Genomic DNA, 19,981 nt, shown 5'->3' with positions numbered 1-19,981 from the left:
TCAGAGAGACAGCTGCTCGCGAGTCTGGATACTGATCTTCTGGATGAGGTCCGGGTCGGCGGCGCCGTTGTAGACGCGGACGTCGTCGATGGCGCCGGAGAGGTGCTCGCCGTAGGCGTCGTCGAGGAACGCCCGCCCGAGCTGCACGCCGCCGGTCGCGACGAACGGCGTCGCCAGCTCGATCGAATCGACCCACTGACCGTTGACGTACAGCGACATCTCCCGCAGGTAGCCGTTGTGGACGAGGGTCAGGTGGTCGCCCTTGCCGATGAGGCGCGGCCGCGCCTCGCCCCCGCGGGTCTGCCAGGCCGCATCCACCTTGTCGGTGTCGGTCGTGGCCAGCTCCCAGTACCCGTCCTCGTTGCAGCGCACGACGACCGGGCTGCTGTGCGCGCCCTTCTGTGAGAAGACGGTCATCGGCTTGCCGGCGCAGCTGCTGGTGAGCTTGACCCGGGCGCTGATCGAGAAGCTGTTGGCCAGGTCCGGGTTGACCGGCGCGGTCGCGTAGCTGGTGGCCTTGCCGGTGAGGGCGAGGTGACCGCCGCCGAGCAGGGACAGCGCCGGGTGCCGGTAGATCGTGGCGTCCGGGCCGAGCGTGAGACCCGTCCCGCCGCGCTCCTCCGGGCTGACCTTGCTCGTCTCGGCGTTCAGCCGCCAGTACGCCAGCCGGGTGGGTGCGACCTTCTTCAGGCCGTCGACCTCCTCGGCGAGGATCAGCCGGTCGAAGACGGAGACGTCGGCCATGGCGCCCTGCCAGGGATCGACGTATCCACCCTTCTCCGCTCGCCGGCCCAGCTGCAACGCGCCCCGGGAGCGGGTCAGGGAACGGCGCTGGGCGACCACCGGCGCGGCGGAGCCGACCTGCAAGGACATCTGCCGGCTGGCGGCGTTGTACGAGGCCGCGACGTACGTCCAGCCCGTGGTGGCCGCGGCGCCGGTCACCTTCCACGTGCCGAGCGAGTTCACGTCGGTCATGGGCAGCTCGAAGATCCAGGCGCCGTTCTCGAGGCCCAGGGAGAAGCCTGCCTCACCGGAGCCGTCCTGGCTGACCGCCGTCTGGACGCGTGCCGGGTCGTCGGTCTTGAACCAGCCGCTGACGGTGAAGCTCGCCGAGGTGTCGGGCAGCACGCGCTTGGCGGTGGCCAGATAGCCGTCCGCCGTACCGTCGAAGCGGGCCGCGGTGTCCGAGGTGCCGCCGGGGCCCTCCACGCCGAAGGTCACGCCGCTGCCGGCCACGGCGTCGTTCTCACCGGTCCGGTCCTCGGCGCCGGTCTCCCCGGCGACCTCGGACAGCGACCACTGCGCCGCCGGGGGCCGTTTGCCGACCCGGAACGTGCAGGACGCGATGGTGCTGCGGCGGCCGGCCCGGTCGACCGCCTCCACGTTGATCGTCCGCGGTCCCTCCTTGTCGGGGTACCAGTTCTTGAGCGTCACCGGACCACCGGCCGTGGCGGGCTTCAGCACGTTGCCCGGCTGAGGGTTGGTGTTGAAGCCGTACCGGTACTCCACGACGTCGGTCGCGGCGGAGTCGAAGGTGAAGTCGCCGGGGACGCCGATCGAGCCGTGCCAGTCGTCGTCCTCGACACACATCGGCGCGGTACCCGTACCGTTGTCCGCCGCGTCCGAGGGCAGGTAGGTGGCGGAGTCGATGTCGGGTGCGGTGGGGTTGGACTTGTCGAACAGGAATTGGCAGACGTTGCGGGAGCCCTCGGAGCTCCAGGGGCCCCAGCTGGTGCCGTCGCTGGCGTGGACCTCCCACGAGATGACGACGTTCTGCGGCAGCAGGTTCTCCGGAATGGTGTAGGAGAACTGCGACCCGCTGGCCTTGAGTGGGGTGGTGTAGTTCTTGGTGACCAGGGAACCGCCGGGCGGCGTCCACGACACCTTGAACTCGGCCTTGATCTGCTCGGTGTGCTTCGAGGAGTGGTCGGGGTCGCGCAGAACGGCGATGAGACGCGGCGGGGTGTCCACGTACGGTGCCGCGCTGCCGTAGGCGCACTGGCCGCCGGGGGACGTGGTGAGCTCGTTCTGGTTGGCGATCAGCGGCGCACGGTTGTAGCGCACCGAGAGCAGGCCGTTGTCACAGAAGCGCTTGCTGTGCGTCGAGTCGCCCTCGTTGGTCGCTTTGAGGCCGAGGATGATCGAGCTGAGCTTCTCCGAGACGACCCGGTCGAGCGCCTTCTTGACGTTCCAGGCGGCGTTCTGGTTCGTCGAGGTGCAGCTGCCCTGCGTGCTGGTCGGCGACCTCGTGTCCAGGAACGTGTTGTTGCTCCAGTCGGACCCGCCCGGCTGGTTGCTCCAGTTCGTGCCCGAATTGATCTTCGAATCGGGCGGCATCATGTACAGCGACGCGGCGCGCGCGGTGGAGTTGTACGCGTGCTGCATCGTCACGCGGAACTCGGCGCTGAGGATCGTCTTGCCGGTGTACGGCGTGGCCATCTGGTAGAACAGCCGCTTGACCTTGGACTTGTTGCACGACTCCGGGCACAGGCCGATGCGCTCGTGACGCTTGCCGTCGAACTTCCAGTACTCCTCGCTGGGGTAGCCGCTGTCCACCATGGCCCAGCCGCTGTTGGTGCTGCTCTGCCACACCGGGTCGATGTAGAGCGGGAACGTCGTGTCGGGGCCGGTGAGCAGCGACCTGTCGGGCGTCAGGGTGAGGGTGCCCTGCGAGTAGTCGAGGCCGACCGGTGCCACCTCGGAACTGTCACCCGGCCCGCGGGCGTCCGCGGGCACACTCTGCTCCGCGGTCGCGGCCATCCTGTTGCGAGTGGTGAGGGCGTTCGGCCCGGCGGCTCCCGATCCGCTGTCCCACATCGTCGGCGCATCGGCTTCCAGGACCGGGTTGCCGGTCGCCGGGTCGAGCGCGACGACCCCGCCGTCCGCGGTCTCCTGGATGCTCAGACCGTCGCCGGTCACGCCGAGCCGCAGGTTCGTCAGCTCGGGAAGCTCCGCCGCCTCCGGCGTCTTGAGCACCAGGACGTGCGAGAAGCCCTCGACGGTCACGTTCGCGACCAGGTCGACGTCCGGGAGGACGTTCTCGTACGTCGCATGGTCGCCGTCGACGACGGGCGCGGGCAGCTCACCGTACGGCCAGCTGAGCGTCATGCTCGCCCGATCGCGGGCGACCACCATCAGCGGACTGCCGGGGCCGGTGGACAACCGCATCTCGAGCACCGCGGCGGTGGGGCCCAGGGACCCGTCCTCGCGCGTCGTCAAGGTGGCGTCCGCCGGCACCCAGGCGTCGCCGCGCGTCACCCGGACCGGCTGGGCGTAGTCGTTGGCGATCAGGGTGCCGTCCGGCTGGGCGAACACGTCGCGGTACTCACTGCGCTGCGCCAGCACCTCGACCGGCTGCTGCAGCTTCCCGGCGGCGACCAGCGCCTCGGCCTCGGTGTCGCGGACCGGATCGGTCTCGACGGCGGCCGCCGGGACGGCCGGGGGCACCGGGTCGGGCCGGTGCACGAGCACTGTTGTGGTCATCAGACCTGCCAGGCCGAGCATCAGCCCCAGCGTGGACAGCCGGGCACGCCTCGGCGTACGACGCATCACCGTACGGTCCTCCCCCGTTGCACTGTTCCTCGTCATCGCTCGCCTCAGCCGATCGCCGCGCCGAAGGCGGCCGCGCCGGCGGGAATGCCGCCCTCGCCGGGCTGCCACGTCCTCGCCGGGGCGATGTCGCCGGCCGCCAGGCTCGTCCAGGAGAAGCCGTGGACCCCGGCCGCGCCGTACGGCGTGCCGACCCAGAGCTGTTTCGCCCCGGCGGTCAGCGAGGTGCCGACGAGTTCCTGGGCCTGCGGCGCACCGGACAGGCTCTTCGAGTTGCGCTCGATCAGCAGTGGGGCGGTGATCGGGTCCACCAGCGCCGGGTACACCCGGACCTGGCCGGCGTCGGGGATGTCGCCCCAGTCCCTGCCGGGAGCGCCGGCGGCAAGGAACATCGTCGTGTTGCCGCCCTCGGTGGCGGGCGCCGTGTTCACCACGGCGACGTCCTCGCCGAGGTAGTTGCCGTCTGCCGGGGTCCCGCTGATCGGAGTCAGCTCGGTGAAGGTGGCCGCCGCGGTCACGTGGAAGCGCTGCACCATGCCGCTGTCGACCGCGGACGTGTCCTCGCCGGGCACCCCGACGACCACCAACGAGTCGGCCTGCCCGGCCGGGGCTCCGGCCGGGCGGTACGGGGCGACGGCGATCGCCTTGCCGAAGGTGTCGCCGGCCTCGGCGATGTCGGCCACGTTCTCCGCGTCCTGGAACAGGTTCGCCGACAACTTCGGCAAGCCGTTCACCATCTCGTAGCTGCTGAACACGCTGACTTCCCCGGCGAACTCGGCGGTGCCGATGGCCTCACCGGGTGACCCCACGGCGAAGTGGTTGGCCGAGGCCGCCACCGCGTAGCCGTTCTGGTCGTCGCTCTCCGAGACACCCGGGATGGGCGTACCCGACTGCAGCAGCAGGTTGAGCGAGCCGCGGAAGTAGTGCACGACGCCCGCGTCGACGGCGGAGCCCAGGTCCTCACCGGGCGCCCCGACCACCAGGTACGACTGGCCGGTGGGCGTACGCGCGCCGGACACCGAGTAGCCGAAGTAGTCGTACGGCTCGCCGGCCTCCGGGGTGGAACCGGCGTCCTGGTGGAAGGTCACTGAGGCCGGTCCCCGGGCCAGCCCCGCGGGCGAGCCGAGGAGCAGATGCGCCATGCCCGCGTCGACGATGCTGCCCATGTCCTCGTACGGCACACCCACCGCGAGGTCGGTACAGCCGTCGTTGTTGGCGTCGTACGCCGAGATCGAGAAGCCGAACCGGTCACCGGCCTCCACGGCGGCGCTGAGCTGGGCGTTGCCCTCCGTGATCGTCTGCGTCCCGGCCGTGCCGCCGTACCCGATGTGGATCCGTCCCGCGGCCGGCCTGCCCTCGACGGTGGCCTCGGGGTCCGCGATGGCGATGTCCTCGACGCCGTCGCCGTTGAAGTCGGAGGCGGCTCCGCCGGCGCAGCCCGCGACCGGCGGCGCGGTGTCGTAGACCGTCAGCTCGCAGAACGAGGTCGGCACGTCGCTGCCGGCGGTGCCGTCCGAGGCCTTCACCCGCCATCGATACGAGGTGCCCTCGGTGAACGCCCCGGCCGGGACCGTCACCTGCGCGGTGGCACCCGAGGCGATCGAGGACACGGACGCCGACCCGGCCGGGCTGGTGCCGGTGAGCGTCCACCATTCGAAGGTGACCGTCATCGCGGTGCCGTCGGCGTCGGAGACGGTGGCCCGCAGCTGCGGCGTCAGCGTGTTGACGAGCGGCCGGGTACTCCCGGTGGCGCAGGTGGTCGCCGGCACCGTGGCCCGGGCGGTGACGGTCGGCCAGGCGTTGTAGGTGACCGACGCCTTGGGGTCCTCGGCGGCGCTGCCGCCCTCGCGGGAGCGGAACTGCTTGAACCCGGCCGCCACCGTCTCGTCGGTGGCACGTACGCCCATGCCCGCCCGCGTCTTGTTCGCGGTCGCCGCCCGCTGGAAGAAACTCTTGCCGTCGACGGTCGCCCATGCGTCGGCGCAGTCGGTCGAACCGTGCGTGGCGGTCGACGTGGCCTCGCGCTGGTCCCAGGTCGGCTGGCTGGTGAACCGGGTGGAATAGGTCGCCGTCCCGGTGGTCCAGATCTCCCACGGGGTCGCCGTGCACGTGTGCGACCAGAAGTTGAAGAAGGACACCGTCGCCGCGGTGATCTGCTTCCCGGCCAGTGCGGTGGTGTCCCACGTCAGGAACGAGCGGGTGAGGGTCGGCGGGGTGGTGGCCAGCAGGCCGATCTGCAGGTCGGGCTCGCCGTTCTGGTCGCTGTTCACAGTTTCCCGCACGTACGTGTCGAACGTGGTCGTCGCGGGGTTCAGGGTGGGGTCGATGGTCACGGGGAACGTGGTGGCCGGGTTCCGCAGCCATGCCGGGTCCGGAGTCAGGGTCAGCTTCCGGTCCGCCAGAGAGGTGCGCACCGGTTTGCGGACCGCCGGGCTGCCGGCCGGAGTCTTCGTCGCGTCCCACATGAGCGGTGCCGGGATCCGGAAGGATTCCCCGCCTCCCTCGCCCGACAGCACGACCGAGCCGGTGGCGTCCCGCTTCGCCGTCGCGGCGCCGGGGCCCTCGAACCCGAACTCGACCTTCGCGACCTGGGCGACCGCTGCCCGGTCCTTGACGATCAGGAGTTGCCGGAAACCACGGCGGGTCGACTCGACGACGAGGTCCACGCCCGGCCGGGCGTTCACATAGGTGGCCCGGGTGCCGTCGACCACCGGGGTGGGCAGGGCACCGTCCCAGCGCATCGCCACCCGGTCCGCACCGGCGCCGACCACGGCGAGGTCGTGCTCACCGGCGCCCTGGGGCCCGGAGATCCGGAGGTCACCGGGGTGGGCGACGGCGACGACGGAGCCGTCGGCGGCCTGCCGGAGCCTCTGGTCGGCCTTCACCCAGGTGCCGTCGCGGCGGAAGCGCTGCATTCCCGCGGCGATGTCCGCCCGCAGCTTTCCGCCGGGGAGGGCATACACCTCGGTGGTCTCCGACGTGAGCCGATCGATCCGGACGGGCTTGCCCGTCTCACGCGCTGTGCGCAGCGCCACCGCCTCGTCGCTCGCGCCCAGCGGACCGGCGGCGATGGTGTCCTCGCGCTCGTCTCTGTCGCCCGGAATCCCCAGCAGTGCGACCGTGACCACCGCCGCGACACCTGCCGCGAGGCACGTTCGTACCGTGGCTGTCATACGACGCGCCACCGGACCCTCCCCCGTGTATGGATCTGTGCGGCGCAAACTTTAAGGACTCCTTTGATCGCCCCACAACCCCGACTACAAGTCGCTTCCACGAATCGGCATTGGTCGGTACTTAATGGACCTTCAGGCTCTACAGCGTGCAATCGATACGGGTAGAGGTACGGATGCCGTCGCGCCGCTCGAGGCACCTCTCGCGGTCGCCTGCGGCGGGATCGCACTGTCAACCACGGCGGCGGCCGGGGGCGTACGCAGGCCCATGCGGTCGTGGATCGGCGACTTCCAGAACCGGAACAACGCGAACCGGCCACTAGGTACATCGATAAACTTCACTTCATGAAGGGTCTTCGCGCCGTCGTTGTCAGCACCGCAGTCCTTGTCGGCCTGGTGGCCGCCCCGCAACCGGCCCTTGCCGCCGACCCGTCATACCGGACGCTCGGGGCGGCGAACAACCCGGACTGGATGAGCTCGCTGGCGGACTCGACCGGCCTGTCCGCACTGTCGATTCCCGGCACCCACGACACCATGTCGATCCACGGCGGCTCACTCACGCAGACGCAGGAGGACTTCGGCGACAGCGGGGGCACGCTCGCACGTCAACTGGAGGCGGGCATCCGGATGGTCGACATCCGGGCGCGGGTGAACGCCGGCAACACGTTCACCATTCACCACGGCGCGACCTATCAGAACGCCAACTTCGACGACGTGCTCGGCCGACTGAGCGCCTTCCTGGCCGCACATCCGCGCGAGACCGTCGTGATGCGACTCAAGCAGGAGTGCACCGGAGAGCTCGGATCCTGCACCGACGCATCCGGCCAGCAGAGCTTCGCCGACATCTTCGACGCGTACGTGAGAAGGAATACGACCTTGTTCTGGACGCCGTCGGTGAACCGCGCGTCAGGGGCGGCGCTGCCCACGCTCGGCGCCGTACGCGGCCGGGTCGTCCTCGCCGTCATGAACGGCCCGAACGGCGGCGTGATCGACCACTACGGGCTGGCCCAGTTCGCCGGCTGGCACGACGGTTCATCCACCTACGTGCAGGACGAGTACAACGTCCCGAACGTGGGCGCCATCGCCACGAAGCGCGACCAGGTGCGCCGCTTCCTCGACGCCACGAGCGCCGGCGACCCGGCCGCCCTCTACGTCAACTTCGCCAGCGGCTCGAGCATCTTCGCGCAGCCGCAGCAGGTCGCCGGCGGGGCGTGGGGCGTGCAGGGCGTCAACCCGTTCCTGCTCGGCTACCTCAACGAGGGTTCCGAGGTGCACACACCGGTCACCCGCACCGGCGCCCTGATGCTCGACTTCCCGGGAAGCGGCCTGATCAGCAAGGTCATCTCTGTGAACCCGGGAGGTCCGGGCAGCGGCGGTTGAGCACGGCTCGGCCGCCGCGTGCCGGGCCACTACACGGCGAGGCGGAACGCCTCGATGTGCCGCTGGTGGGCGGGCACCCGCAGGGCCCGCAGGCTGCTCAGGACCGCGTCCGCCATGGGCGCCGGGCCGCACATGTACACGTCCCGCTCGGCGATGTCGGGTACCAGGCCGCGCAGGCCGGCCGCACTGAAGGGCTGGTTCTCCCGGCTGGTCCGGCCGGTCAGCAGGTGCAACCGGGCGCCGCGCCGGTGTGCGAGGTCACGCAGTTCGCCCAGCAGCACCGCCTCCCCCGGCGTCCGCGCCCGGTAGAGCACCACGATGTCTCCGGTCAGGTCCGGATCCTCCAACAGCGCACGGATCGGGGTGATGCCGATACCGCCGGCGATCAGGAGGGCGTCGCGCCGCGTCCGGCGAACGGTGGTCAGCGCGCCGTACGGCCCCTCCGCGTAGACGCGGGTGCCGACCGGTAGCTGCCGCAGCCCGGCGCTGGTGGTGCCGATCGCCTTCGCGGTCAGCCGCAGGGTGCGCCCGTCCGGCGCCGCGGACAGCGACCACGGGTTCACCTGCCACCAGGTGTTGTGGCCGGGAAAACGCCACCAGAAGAACTGGCCCGGCCGGGTGCGCAGCCGTTGCAGTCCATGACCGCCGACGTAGACGGAGACCGCCTGGTCCGTTTCAGGCACCACCGCGACGACCCGCAACTGGTGGCGGGCGTTGCGCACCAGCGGCACGACGAGCCGGTTGGTCAGCAGGGCGATGATCGCGCACGCCCAGAGCCCCCACCAGTAGAACCGGGTGAGGGTGCCGGCGTTGAAGGACGACCCTTCGTAGACCTGGTGAATCACCACCAGCAGGAGCATGACGTACACCACGAGGTGCACGGCATGCCACGCCTCGTAGGACAGACGGCGGCGGGCCGCCCGTACGGAGGTGACCGCCATGACACCGACCAGGCCGGCGGCGATCATGCCGAGCAGCACCGGTGTCTGTGCGGCCAGATCGGCGACCACGGCGAAGACGGAGGTCCGGCCGAGCTCGGCGAAGCCGAGCAGGACGAACGTCGGGTGCAGCAGCACCAGCCAGAAGACGGCGAACCCGGTCCAGCGGTGCCAGTTGGTGAGCTTGTCCATGCCGATCCGCCGCTCGAGGTACGGCAGCCGCGCGATCAGCAGGACCTGTAGCGCCATCACGAAGCCGAGATGCAGCCCGAGGAAGCGGCCGATCGATCCCAGGGTGTTGCGGGCGGGCGCCGCGGGGTGGGCGAACATCGTTTCGACGATGACGAGATTGACCAGCAGGAATGTCCAGACCAGCAGATACGCCGTCCGGGTGGAGCCGAAACGGCTCACGCGCGGCACCGTCGCGGTGTCCATTGTGTACCTTCCTGATATGAGGGTCGCCACGGCTGAGATCAGCGAGCCGGAGCGGTCACCGAGACGCCGAGCGCGGGCAGTCGCACGGCGCCGTTGACGTCGGCGTTCCATCGCCAGTGGGCGCCCGGCAGATCCCCGAGCACCACGGCCACCTGGCCGCTTCCCGGAGCGCAGACCGCGAACAGATACTCCGCCTCCTCAGCCGAGGGCGGATCGGCCACGACGATCACGGCGGTCACGGCGCAACGCCGGGACGCGAGCCGCACCATGCCGTCGTCCGTCCCGGCGGCCGCCGTGGACGGCCGCAGGTCGGCGATCGACGGCAGGCGGGTCGCATTCGCCGGAACGCCGACGGGCTCTCCGCCGAGCCCGCGAACGGACAGCACGGGAAGGTCGGGGCGGAATCGCGCGACGTCGGTGAGCAGCGTCCGCACGACGTCGGCAGCTACGCCGAGGGAACCGCCGATGGCGAGGACGCCGTCGAGCCAGGTCAGATCCACGAACAGCGAACCGGTGGCGTCCCCGCCCACCCGCACCAGGCAGGGCGGAATCCGTCCGGCGGGGGTCCGGCCGAAGGGCGCCTCGGCCGGGCGGGTCCACACTCCCTCGGACTCCGCCCGCCACGGTGCACGGGGTTCCTCGCCGGCGGTCACCCAGGCGGTGATCTCGCGGTCACCGAGCCGCAGGGCGTACGCCTCGACGCGGTCGGCGGCCAGCTCGCCGGCCGCCTGCCAGGCGGTCCGGGGGCCGCTCTGATCGCCGGCGAACCGGTGCACGAGCTCGGCACGCTCTCGCAGCCGCTGTTTGATCTCCCGGTGCAGCCGGCGGTTCTCGGCGCGTACGCGGCGGCGCTCGCGCACCCATCGGGTGATCCGGCGGCGGGCGAACACCAGAACCGTGAGCAGCGCCAGGATGACCGCGCCGGCCACCGCGAGCAGCAGCTTCCAGGTGAAGTACGGCGTGGAGCCGCCGTCCGCACCCGATCTGACCCGGCCCAGGCGCACGTCGTCACCGGTGGCGTCGCCCGGCAGCAGCAGGATCCACCCGGGCCGCAGCGGGCCGGAGCCGGTCAGCGCAGCGCCGTCGCTCTGGGGGCGGCCGAGATTCAGCCGGCGGATCTCCTCGGCCCGCGCCGGATCGCCCAGGGTGCGCTGGGCGATCTGGGCCAGCGTGTCCGCGCGCCCTCCGTTCTGCTCGGGGGATCGCACCACGGTGACCTTGACGATGTCGTCCGGCGCCGCGACGGCGGTGGACGGTGCGCAGACGACCGCCGCGAGGAGCGCGGCGACGAGCAGGACGATGCGGCGGATCATCGGGCCGCCGTCCATCCCTGCGCGGCGGCGCTGGCGACGACCGTGCCGGTGCTCTTGTCGGCGGCGTTGCGGTACAGCGGTGAACCGTCCAAGGTGACCTGTTTGGTCCCGTCCTTGCGGCGCAGCCACCAGACGCGCTCCTCGTCGATGCCGGAGACCTTCACCCTGCCGCCGTTCTTGGCCACCACCGGCTGCCACAGCGTCGCGCAGACCTCGTCGCATCGGCTGGCCGGCGGGTCGGTGCTGTCGCCGGCGTTGCGGTAGAGGGTCGCACCGTCGTCGTCGACGACGACCGGGCCGTCGGGGGTCCGCCCGGCGGCCACCGTCGCGGTGCGGTCGGGTTCCGCGGGCTTGACGACCTCGGTGCCGATCAGCTTGTTGTTCGCCGAGCCGTCCGGCTTGACGGCGAACCACGCACCGTCGACGCCCTGACCGTTGAAATCGCCGGGGACGGTGTCGCCGGCGAACCGGTACGCGGGCCGGCCGCCGAGGGTGACCTGGACACCGCCGTCCGGCCGCCGGACCGCGCCGACCTCGGCACCCTCGAGTCCGTCGACGAAGACCCGTCCGCCGGCCTGGATCAGCACCGGTGGCCAGCGGACGGCGCAGTCACCGGTGCAGTTGGTGGACGGCGGGTCCGCGGTGTCCTTGGTGAAGCTGTACAGCGTGAATCCGCGGACCTCGGTGACGGTCTCGCCGATGGCCGTCTTGTTGGCCGAGAGCTGCACCCATTTCGCCGCCGCCGGCGCGGCGGTGGGCCCGGCAGACGCCGGGGTGGAGCCGGCGGCGTTGCCGGCACGCCCGTCCCCGGTGAGTCCGAGGCTGCTGGCCGGGGCGTCCACCAGCTGGATCTGGCCGTCGGCGGCGGGCGCACCGGACCCGCCGGACGTGTCGCCGGCGCAGGCGGCCGCCGCGAGCGTCGTCGCGGCGGCGAGGGACAGAGCCAAGGCGCGGGCCGGGGTCCGGGCCACGATGACACCTCCAGGTCGGGAGAGGATCGGCAGGTACGGTCTGCACGGCCGACCGCCCGATCAGGTTCGGCGTCTGTGAGCTACATCACCGCGCTCGAACCGGAGACCGACCTGGTTCGTGGAGCCCGCATGGCCCGATCTATCGCGATTCCCGGCGACGACCTTCAGCAGGCGGCGGACTCGATGCGCCGCATCCTCCAGCACCTCACCGTGAAACCCAGCAAGGCCGACTTCACCCGGGCGGTCGGCGCCCCGGTCCGCGACGCGGCGAATCATTTCGACGACAGGTGGGACGCCGGCCGCAAACAACTGCGCCGGGAATGCGAGGACATCGTCGAGGCGATCGACATGATCCTGAGCGCGTTCGTCTCGGTCGACGACCGGTCGGGTGCCAACCTCGACGGTGGCCGATGACCGCCCCCGGCTCGTTCACCCTGCGCGTACCCGACAGCTGGCTCGACTACGACCTGGCCCGGCAGGACTTCGCCCGGCAGCAGGAAGAGATCCGGGCCGAGACGACCACCCCCGAGCAACGGCGTGCCGCGGACGACGCCCTGCGTCAGGCCCGGCGGCTGCTGCGTACCGCCCGCCGACGAGGCGCGGTCTCCGCGGCCGGCATGATCGCCCGCGACGGCGAGGGCCTGCTGATGGCGTTCGTGGCGGTGTTCGGCGTGACCGTGCCGGACGGTGTGGACCTGTCCGTCAACGAGTTGGCACAGCAGTTGTCCCGGCCGGCCGGGACCGGCGGGTACGGCGACCGGTCCGTCACCTCGGTGACCCTGCCCGAGATCGGCGCGGTGGCCCGGATCACCGGCACCGAGGTGGTCGAGCTGACCGGCGACACCTCCGCGGTGATGGTCGCCATGCACACCGTCATCCCGTTCCCCGGGCAGCCCGGGTCGTACCTCGTGGTGACCGGGATGAGCCCGAACCTGCCGCTGGCCGACGCCCTCTACGACGTGTTCGACGCGATCACCGGGACGTTCCGGTTCACCGGCGGCGACGTCACGCCGGCCGGGTAGCCCTCCGCCTGATCCGCCCGAGCCCCGGGCGGTGCCGTACCGCACCACCCGGGCTCATGACGTTCAGTCCGCCGCCGGGACCTGCACGGCGGTCAGCACGCCGTCGCCCAGGTGCAGATGGCCGCGCCCCGGCTGGGCGGCCTGCCCGACGAGCCCCCGGGGGATCCGCACCCCGATCAGCTCCCCGTCGGTGATGCTCTGCGGCGCGATCAGCAGCCCCGCGCGGTTGCGCTTGAGCTGGGTCAGCCAGCCGGCGAGGCCGAGGCTGAGCGCCTCCGCGTTGCCCGCCACCGCCAGACCCCACCCGTTGCCGGCCGCACCTCTCGCCAGGGTGTTGAGATCGCCGTCGATGTCCGACTGCGCCAGGAGTTCGGCGTCGTCGACGACCACCGCGCCGGTGTCCTCGCGCACGTTCTGCAGCATGGTACGGAAGTCCGCCGCCGTCACGCCGGCGTCCTGCACGACCGCGCAGACACCCGGCTGACCGGCCAGGTCCCGCAGCGGTGAACGCCGGGGCGCCACCACCAGGAGCCCCGTACCGCGCTCCAGCAAGGACCTGGCCACCGCGAGCAGCGCGGTACTGCGTCCCGAGCGAGGCGGCCCACCGACGGCGAACGTCGGGATGTCGACGAAGTCCGGACCCAGCGGGAGCACCTCGTCACCGCCGACACCGACCAGCGCTGTCAACGGCCGCGCGCCCGGCGGGACGAGCCGGCGAGCCTCGGCATACGTGATGAGATCCGGCAACGCGGCGAACCGGCGCGGACGGGCCCGCTCCGGCACCCCGGCATCGCGATCGGTGATCCGCCGCGCCCCTTCGGCGAGCGCGGCCGCCTGTCCCTGTCCTGACGTGTCGGGACCCAGCACAGCGATCTGCACCTCGGCGTTGTCGGCGAGACGGACAGCCCGCCCCGGACCCTGCTCCGGCGGCACGCTACGGGGGTTCAGTCCCAGCATCGAGTAGTCGGTGCGATCGTTGAGACGCAAGACCAGCTTCTCCTCGGTGGCTCCGGCGAACCGGCTCGCCCCCAGCACCTTGTCGCCGGCCGGCAGGACGTGGATGCCGGCGCCCGCGCCGTCACGCAGCAGCCGGACCAGCCGCTCCAGATAGCTGCCGTTGTCGTACGTGGCGAAGTCGCGCTCGAACACCTCGAACCGGTCGATGAGCAACACGAGGTGCGGCAGCCGCCGATCGGCCGGGGCGTTCCGGCGCTGCTCGGCGAGATCCGCCACCCCCTGCTCACCCCACATCGACTGCCGCCGGGTCAGCTCGGCGATGAACCAGGTCAGCATCCGGTCCAGCCGTTCGAGCTGGAGCCGGTCCACCGCGGCGCCGCAATGTGGCAGGCCGGCCAGCGGCAGCAACGCGCCGTTGCCGCAGTCGATGGCGTACAGGTGGACGTCGGCGCAGGAGTGCCGCGCCGCCAGGGCTGCCGCGACAGTCCGCAAGGCCTGCGAACGGCCGCTGCGGCTCGACCCGATGAAGAACACGTGACCGGTACGGTCCAGGTCGAGCAGCAGCGCCTCGCGGCTCTGCGCAGCAGGCAGATCGACGATGCCGTACGCGACCGGGCCCAGATCCCCCGGCACGGTGGGCGCCGGTGGCTGCGGCAGGTCCGCCCATTGCGTGACGTCCGCCAGGGGCGGCAGCCAAGGGCTGGGCTGGGACGGCACCCCCAGCCGGTCGGCCGCCGCGGCGATCGCCCGGACCAGCTCCTTGAGGTCGGTCGCGGCGGGGCCGTCCGAGGCCGCGCCGGACGCCGTACGGACCGGGACCGGTTCGCCCAGACGCGTCCAGTCCACCGGGGTGACCTCGACGCGAAGGACCTCGGCCCGGTCGCCGTCGACGGGGCGGCTCCCGCCGATCCGGCCCGCCTGGAACGGCAGCAACGCGGTGAACCCGAGGCGCGCGAAAGCCCGGCCGGGCGTGCCCGGTGACAGTTCGCCCGCGTCCGGCGCGTCGATGATGTCCCGGCTCTCCGCCTGGTCCGTGGTGCGCAACGCGATACGCAGGTTGGTGTTCGCCCGGATGTCGGGGGTGACGGCGCCGGACGGCCGCTGGGTCGCCAGCACCAGGTGGATGCCGAGCGATCGTCCCCGTTGCGCGATGTTGACCAGACCGGTGACGAAGTCCGGGAGCTCGCGCACCATCGAGGCGAACTCGTCGATCACCAGCACCAGCCGGGGCATCGCCGGCATGCTCGCGTCCCGGGCGCGGCGTTCCTGGTATCGCACGATGTCGGAGGCGCCGGCGTGGGCCAGCGCGTGCTCGCGGCGCCGCAGCTCGGCGCCGAGCGAGGTCAGCGCCCGCTCCACCAGGTGCGTGTCCAGGTCGGTCACCATGCCGACGGTATGCGGCAGATCGGCACACTCCGCGAACGCGCTGCCGCCCTTGTAGTCGACCAGCACGAACGTCATCTCGTCGGGCCGGTTCGCCACCGCCAGCGTGGCCACCAGCGTCTGCAGCAGCTCCGACTTGCCCGCGCCGGTCGTTCCCGCAATCAGCGCATGCGGCCCGTCCCGCACCAGGTCGATCGCGAACGCGCCGTCCAGTCCGACCCCGAGCACGGCCTTCGTGCTGCGCGGCCGGCCCGACCAGCCCGCCTCGACACCCTCCGCAGACGGCGGTTCCAGGCCCAGCACGTCCAGCAGGCGCGCCGACTGCGGCAGGACCGCCTCGTCACCCTCGCCGGTGACGCCCAGCGGCGCCAGCCCCCGGGCGACCCGCTCGTACCAGCCGGGGTCGGGCTCGTCGGCGCGGATGCCGGTGATCTGCCCGGTCCGGGCGGTGCGCACCGACGCGCCCCCGGAACCCGAGACCACCACGGCGCGGCACTCCTCCGGCAGCAGCCGCTCCTCCGCCTCCAGACAGAGGACGTGCACGCCGACCGCCGGGCCCTCGCGCAGCACCGTGACCGCCCCGGGCAACGACCGCAGGCGGCGCGCCCCGTCGAAGACAACCAGCACGTCGGGTTCGCCGGCCGCCGCGCGGTCGCCACCGGACCGGGAGGCGATCAGCCGATTCAACTCGGCGATCCTTCGCGACACCGACTCCGCGTTGGTGCCGATCAGGGCGTACGCGTCCGCGCCGTCGGCCCGTACGTGCGGCAACCAGCGCAACCACGACCACCGGCGCTCACCCGAGGAGCCGGTGAGCACCCGGATGCGCAGATCGTCGGGGCTGTGCAGGGCCGCCGCCTGGGCCACCAGCCACGGCGCGAGACGATCGAGGCGCTCCCCGGCCACCCCCACCACGCCGCTGTCGCGTACGTCCACGGTGACGGGGACCTGACCGAGGTCGGGCACCACGGTCCGCCGGTGTTCCTCCCGGGCGGGATCCTCCACCCGCACGGCCGACGGCATCGAGCTGGTGCCGACCCGAAGCGCCAGGAAGTCGTCGTCGCCGTGGCGGCGCTCCCACAGGCGCTCTCCCGGAAGGGTGGCGATACGCCCGATGAGCGCCGGATCCGGGTACGCGTAACGCCGGGCCCGCTGCTCCTCGAGAACCGCCTCGTCGATCTCCTGCCGCACCCGCAGCGACTTCTCGTCGTACGCCTGCAGTTGCTCGTCGAAGCTCTGCCGCTTGCGCCGCTTGGTGCCGAACTGGGTGAACAGGGCGGCCGCGGGCGAGACCAGGGCCAGGAACACGAACCGCCAGTTACCGGTGCTGAGGATGCCGACAAGGGCCCCGACGGCCGGCGCCAGCAGCAGGGAGGCCAGTGGGAACGAGTTCTTCTCCGGCTTGGCCGGTTCGGTAGGCAGCCGGAACTGCCCGCCCGGGATCTGCGGGAAGAACCGTGGTGGGCGGTTGAACTCCCAGGTGAAGCCGTCGGACCCCCGGGTCAGCGGCGCACGTACCGGAACGCCGACGGCCAGTTCGAGCAGGTTCGCGCCGATCGACAGTTGCCGCCCCGCGGGCCAGTCCGCCGGGCCCTCCAGGACGGCTCCATCCATCTCCACCGGGGACAGTGCGGTGACCTCGACCGTACGGTCGACGCTCACCAGCAGCCGCGCCGCCACCGCGGGAACGTCCCCCGTCAGGCGTACCCGGCAGCCTGGTGCACCGCCCACGTCGTACTCCCCGGGCGGCAGCAGCACGATGCCGCCCGCGCCGGGTCCGCCGACCAGGCGCACCTCGACGGCGCCGGCCTGCCCGGCCGGCGGACGTGCCGGCCGGTTCAGGCCGAGCTCCGCGCCAGCACCCAGCCGCGCATCGGACAGCGACATCCGCGGGTCGAGCGGGGTGGCGCCATGGAACAGCGTGCCGGGGCGCCGCCCCAGAGCGGCAGCCACCTCCGTGGTGAACGCGCTCACCGAGGTGCCCGGTTCCGCATCCACGACCAGCAGGTCGGCCGGCGACGAGGCGTCGGCCATCACGCTGACGTTCAGACGCACGGGAATTCTCCTTTCTGCACAGGGATCACGCCCGGCACCTGCGGGTGCCGGGCGTGACCGAGGGTGGGCCTGCGGCCGGTCAGCCGAGCCGGGCGCCGAGGTCCTGGTCGGTGGAGGAGAAGGCCTCACCGACGGATCGCACGTAGTTACCGATCCCCTGCAACCCCTGGTTCACCTGATCGAAGCCCCGGGCGAACTCGTCGAAGAACGGCTGGAACTTCTGCTGCGCGGCCGGGGTCCGGTAGCCCTGGGCCAGCAGGTTCTGTACCTTGCCCCGGACCTCGACCAGCTTGTCCTGAAGCTGGGAGAAGTCGTTGAGCAGGGCGGCCGAGGTCTGCGCCGTCTCGTCGCTGTTGACCGCGAAATCGGGCATCGTGGTTCTCCTTCGTCGTGCGGGTGGACACCGGCAGGCAGCCGGCGCTGTCGTGCGGGCTATCTGCGGAACTTCTGCGGGAAGCCTGTCGATCTCCGGGCGGCCGCCTCGCCGGCGCCGAGCACGGCACCGGCCTCGAGGGCGGCGCCGGCGAACTCGCCGGCCGGGTCCTGCTCACCCTCGACCGCGGCCGAGGCGGCCTGCGCGGACCCGCCGGCGAGCGCCTCCTGGGCCGCGTCCGCGGCGCGGTTGCGGAGGTCGTCCGCGGCGGACGGCGTCTCGGGCTGGACGTCGACCTCGACCTTCTCGATGCCGGGTCCGTCGTCGGCGCCCGCGATCGGGCTTGTCGCGGCAGGCGCGTCGCTCGCGGTGTCTGCGGTGGGACCACCGGCACGGGACCGGCTCTCACCGACGACCGCTTCGTGCTCCGCGGGCGCCCTGGACTCCACGTCGACCGAGACGTCCGACCCCGAGACGGTCTTGCGGAAGCCGTCGATGCCCCCGTCGACCACGGCGCCGGCAGCGGCGCCGGCGAAGATGGAGGCGGCGTTGAAGCCGTCGGCGTTCTTGTTCCCGGCCTTGTTCAAGCCGACCGTGACGACCTCTTCCGCGACGCCCCGGGCGAACTCCTTCGTGGTGGTCCTCGCGAAGCCGGCGGCGGTGTTCTGCACCTTGGCGAACCCCGTGATCAGTCGGCTGCTGCCGGCCACCTCGCCGAACAGCTTGCCGGAGCCCTGCACGGTCACGGTGATCTTGGAGGTGACCCGGCCGGCGAGCTTGACGGTGGAGCCGAACAAGACACCGGCCGGAACCAGCGACACCAGACCCACGAGCAGAGTGCCGAGTTCGAAGGTGCCGTGCGCGGCCTGGACGATCGCCGTGACGACGAGCGACACAGCCGCCAGCACGATGCCGACGACGGGGAGGATGACCCCGACCACCGCGATGAAGATGTCGACGAGCAACCGTGCGATCGGGTTGTTCCGGAAGAAGTCTCCGATGCGCTGGAAGAAATTGCGCCTCGGCGGCGGCTTGATGGCCTGCGCCGCCGCCTCGTCGAGGTCGCGGTTACAGCGGTCCGACGCGGCCGCCCGCAGCCGCCTGGCGTCCTCGGCGAGCCGCCGGGCGGCCGCCAGGCCGGCCTGGGCGTCGGCGACATCGTCGGCGAGCTTGCGCGCGGAGGCCACCTCCTCGGGTCCGGCGGTCGGACTCGGACGTGGCACCGCTGTCCGCGCGATCGACCCGACGTCAGCGGCCTGATCCATCGCGGTGTCGATCCGGGTCTGCTGGTCGCGCAGGACCCGGGCGTACGTGCGGTACGCCTGCGCAGCGGTGTCGAACGAGGTGACCGTACGCTGCAGCTTGCCGGGCAGGCTGTCGAGCATGTCGCGCAGCTTGGTCATGGAGTCACCCCGCGCGGAGGACAGCGAGCCGCCACGGCCGAGGACGCGCAGTGCCGTCTGGGCGTCGTCCCGGATCTCCTCGTAGTCGCGGGCCAGGTCGTCGATCAAGTCCGGGTCGCCCGGGGTGGGATCGCCGCTCATGCCGAGAATCTGGAATCCGGACGTGTGCCGCCTGGTCACATGGGTCCTTTCGAACAAGATGAACGAGGTTCAGGCCGCGGCGGCGAATTCGGCACGCAGCTTCCGGACCGCATAGTGAGCCCGGGACTTCACCGTTCCCGGCGGGATACCGATCGACTTCGCGGCCTCGGTCACCGTGCTGCCCCGGTAGTAGAGCTCGAAGAGCACGTGCCGGTGCTCAGCCGTGAGGCGACGGAGCGCGGGGAGCAGCATGGCGCTGGTGGCCAGCGTTTCGGCGTGGTCCGGGACGGGGCGTTGAAGGCTGTCCCACATCTCGTCCGCGACAGGGTGGGCGCGCCGGGCGCGCATCTGGTCGACCGCGACGTTGTGCGCGACCGTGAGCAGCCAGCTGCGGACCGAGCCGTCCCGGTCGGTGAGCGAGTGAAGGTGACGCCAGGCGCGCAGCAGAGTCTCCTGGACGACGTCGTCGGCCGTGCTGCGGTTACCGGTCAGCCGGCGGGCATAGGCCCGAACCGGTTCACCGTGACGCGCGACCAGCTCCGAGTAGGCATGGTGTTCGCGCTTCGTCCGTGCGCCGGCTTGCACGGCGGTGCGATGGCCCGTACTCACTCGCGGCGGCCCTTTCCTCGATCGGGTCCGCCAGCCGGACCCGATCTCAAGGGTGGCGAGGCCGGGCCGCCGAGACTTCGGGAAGATCTGAGGAACGCCTGAGGAAGCGCGAAGCCGCGCTGTGCAGGCCCCGACAGGGCTTCGCGCCTCGGAGGCGCGCACGGTTTCCTCAGAAGTCCCGCACGGTCCGGCCAAGGATGACGGCCCTCGTTCGCCGAGGCTCGACGAGATCCGGGCACACCGGCCCCGACCGGAACGAGACCGAAGGAAACGGCAGGGACC

The 19,981-nt window shown here is 71.7% G+C and carries 12 protein-coding genes; 3 read left to right on the top strand and 9 right to left on the bottom strand.

Going from position 1 to position 19,981, the window contains the following annotated elements:
* Both AB0K03_RS34975 and AB0K03_RS34970 read right to left on the bottom strand, forming a co-directional pair.
* Positions 1-3,504: a LamG domain-containing protein gene (locus AB0K03_RS34975; protein ID WP_364694372.1), complete on the bottom strand. Its 3,504-nt coding sequence runs from the start codon at positions 3,502-3,504 to the stop codon at positions 1-3.
* 92 nt (positions 3,505-3,596) lie between these two features.
* Positions 3,597-6,722: a DNRLRE domain-containing protein gene (locus AB0K03_RS34970; protein WP_364694269.1), complete on the bottom strand. Its 3,126-nt coding sequence runs from the start codon at positions 6,720-6,722 to the stop codon at positions 3,597-3,599.
* Between the two features lie 342 nt (positions 6,723-7,064).
* Here AB0K03_RS34970 and AB0K03_RS34965 point away from each other — a divergent pair, with 342 nt between their 5' ends.
* Positions 7,065-8,099, top strand: coding sequence for a phosphatidylinositol-specific phospholipase C (locus AB0K03_RS34965; protein ID WP_364694266.1), 1,035 nt, complete (start codon positions 7,065-7,067; stop codon positions 8,097-8,099).
* Positions 8,100-8,128: 29 nt separating this feature from the next.
* Here AB0K03_RS34965 and AB0K03_RS34960 read toward each other — a convergent pair whose 3' ends face one another.
* The 3 genes from AB0K03_RS34960 to AB0K03_RS34950 all read right to left on the bottom strand — a co-directional run bounded on the left by AB0K03_RS34960 (position 8,129) and on the right by AB0K03_RS34950 (position 11,756).
* Positions 8,129-9,448: a ferredoxin reductase family protein gene (locus AB0K03_RS34960; RefSeq protein ID WP_364694263.1), complete on the bottom strand. Its 1,320-nt coding sequence runs from the start codon at positions 9,446-9,448 to the stop codon at positions 8,129-8,131.
* Between the two features lie 62 nt (positions 9,449-9,510).
* Positions 9,511-10,785, bottom strand: a complete 1,275-nt coding sequence (locus AB0K03_RS34955; RefSeq protein ID WP_364694260.1) for a hypothetical protein — start codon at positions 10,783-10,785, stop codon at positions 9,511-9,513.
* A complete protein-coding gene (locus tag AB0K03_RS34950) occupies positions 10,782-11,756 on the bottom strand; it encodes a hypothetical protein (protein WP_364694257.1) in 975 nt (324 codons plus the stop codon). Before AB0K03_RS34950 ends, AB0K03_RS34955 begins: the two co-directional genes overlap by 4 nt.
* Before the next feature lie 75 nt (positions 11,757-11,831).
* Between AB0K03_RS34950 and AB0K03_RS34945 the strand changes: the two genes are divergently transcribed.
* Both AB0K03_RS34945 and AB0K03_RS34940 read left to right on the top strand, forming a co-directional pair.
* Positions 11,832-12,170 (top strand): hypothetical protein, encoded by a 339-nt coding sequence (locus tag AB0K03_RS34945; protein WP_364694254.1) that lies wholly within the window; start codon positions 11,832-11,834, stop codon positions 12,168-12,170.
* Entirely contained in the window at positions 12,167-12,778 is a 612-nt protein-coding gene (locus tag AB0K03_RS34940) for a hypothetical protein (RefSeq protein ID WP_364694251.1), read from the top strand. The genes AB0K03_RS34945 and AB0K03_RS34940 overlap by 4 nt, the downstream gene beginning before the upstream one ends.
* A 63-nt stretch (positions 12,779-12,841) precedes the next feature.
* On the opposite strand, the gene AB0K03_RS34935 is transcribed toward AB0K03_RS34940, so the two are convergent.
* The 4 genes from AB0K03_RS34935 to AB0K03_RS34920 all read right to left on the bottom strand — a co-directional run bounded on the left by AB0K03_RS34935 (position 12,842) and on the right by AB0K03_RS34920 (position 19,675).
* Positions 12,842-17,173, bottom strand: a complete 4,332-nt coding sequence (locus AB0K03_RS34935; protein ID WP_364694248.1) for an FtsK/SpoIIIE domain-containing protein — start codon at positions 17,171-17,173, stop codon at positions 12,842-12,844.
* 79 nt (positions 17,174-17,252) lie between these two features.
* Positions 17,253-17,546: a WXG100 family type VII secretion target gene (locus AB0K03_RS34930; RefSeq protein ID WP_364694245.1), complete on the bottom strand. Its 294-nt coding sequence runs from the start codon at positions 17,544-17,546 to the stop codon at positions 17,253-17,255.
* A 59-nt stretch (positions 17,547-17,605) separates the two neighbouring features.
* Complete coding sequence (locus tag AB0K03_RS34925) at positions 17,606-19,090, bottom strand: hypothetical protein (protein WP_364694243.1); 1,485 nt, start codon at positions 19,088-19,090, stop codon at positions 17,606-17,608.
* Positions 19,091-19,159: 69 nt separating this feature from the next.
* Positions 19,160-19,675: a sigma-70 family RNA polymerase sigma factor gene (locus tag AB0K03_RS34920; protein ID WP_364694241.1), complete on the bottom strand. Its 516-nt coding sequence runs from the start codon at positions 19,673-19,675 to the stop codon at positions 19,160-19,162.
* Positions 19,676-19,981 lie beyond the last annotated feature (306 nt).

The sequence above is a fragment of the Actinoplanes sp. NPDC049316 genome (assembly GCF_040677315.1).
In the GTDB taxonomy this organism is placed as follows: domain Bacteria; phylum Actinomycetota; class Actinomycetes; order Mycobacteriales; family Micromonosporaceae; genus Actinoplanes.
The sequence above is the reverse complement of the archived record's forward strand: the minus strand, read 5'-3'. Positions and strand labels throughout refer to the sequence as shown.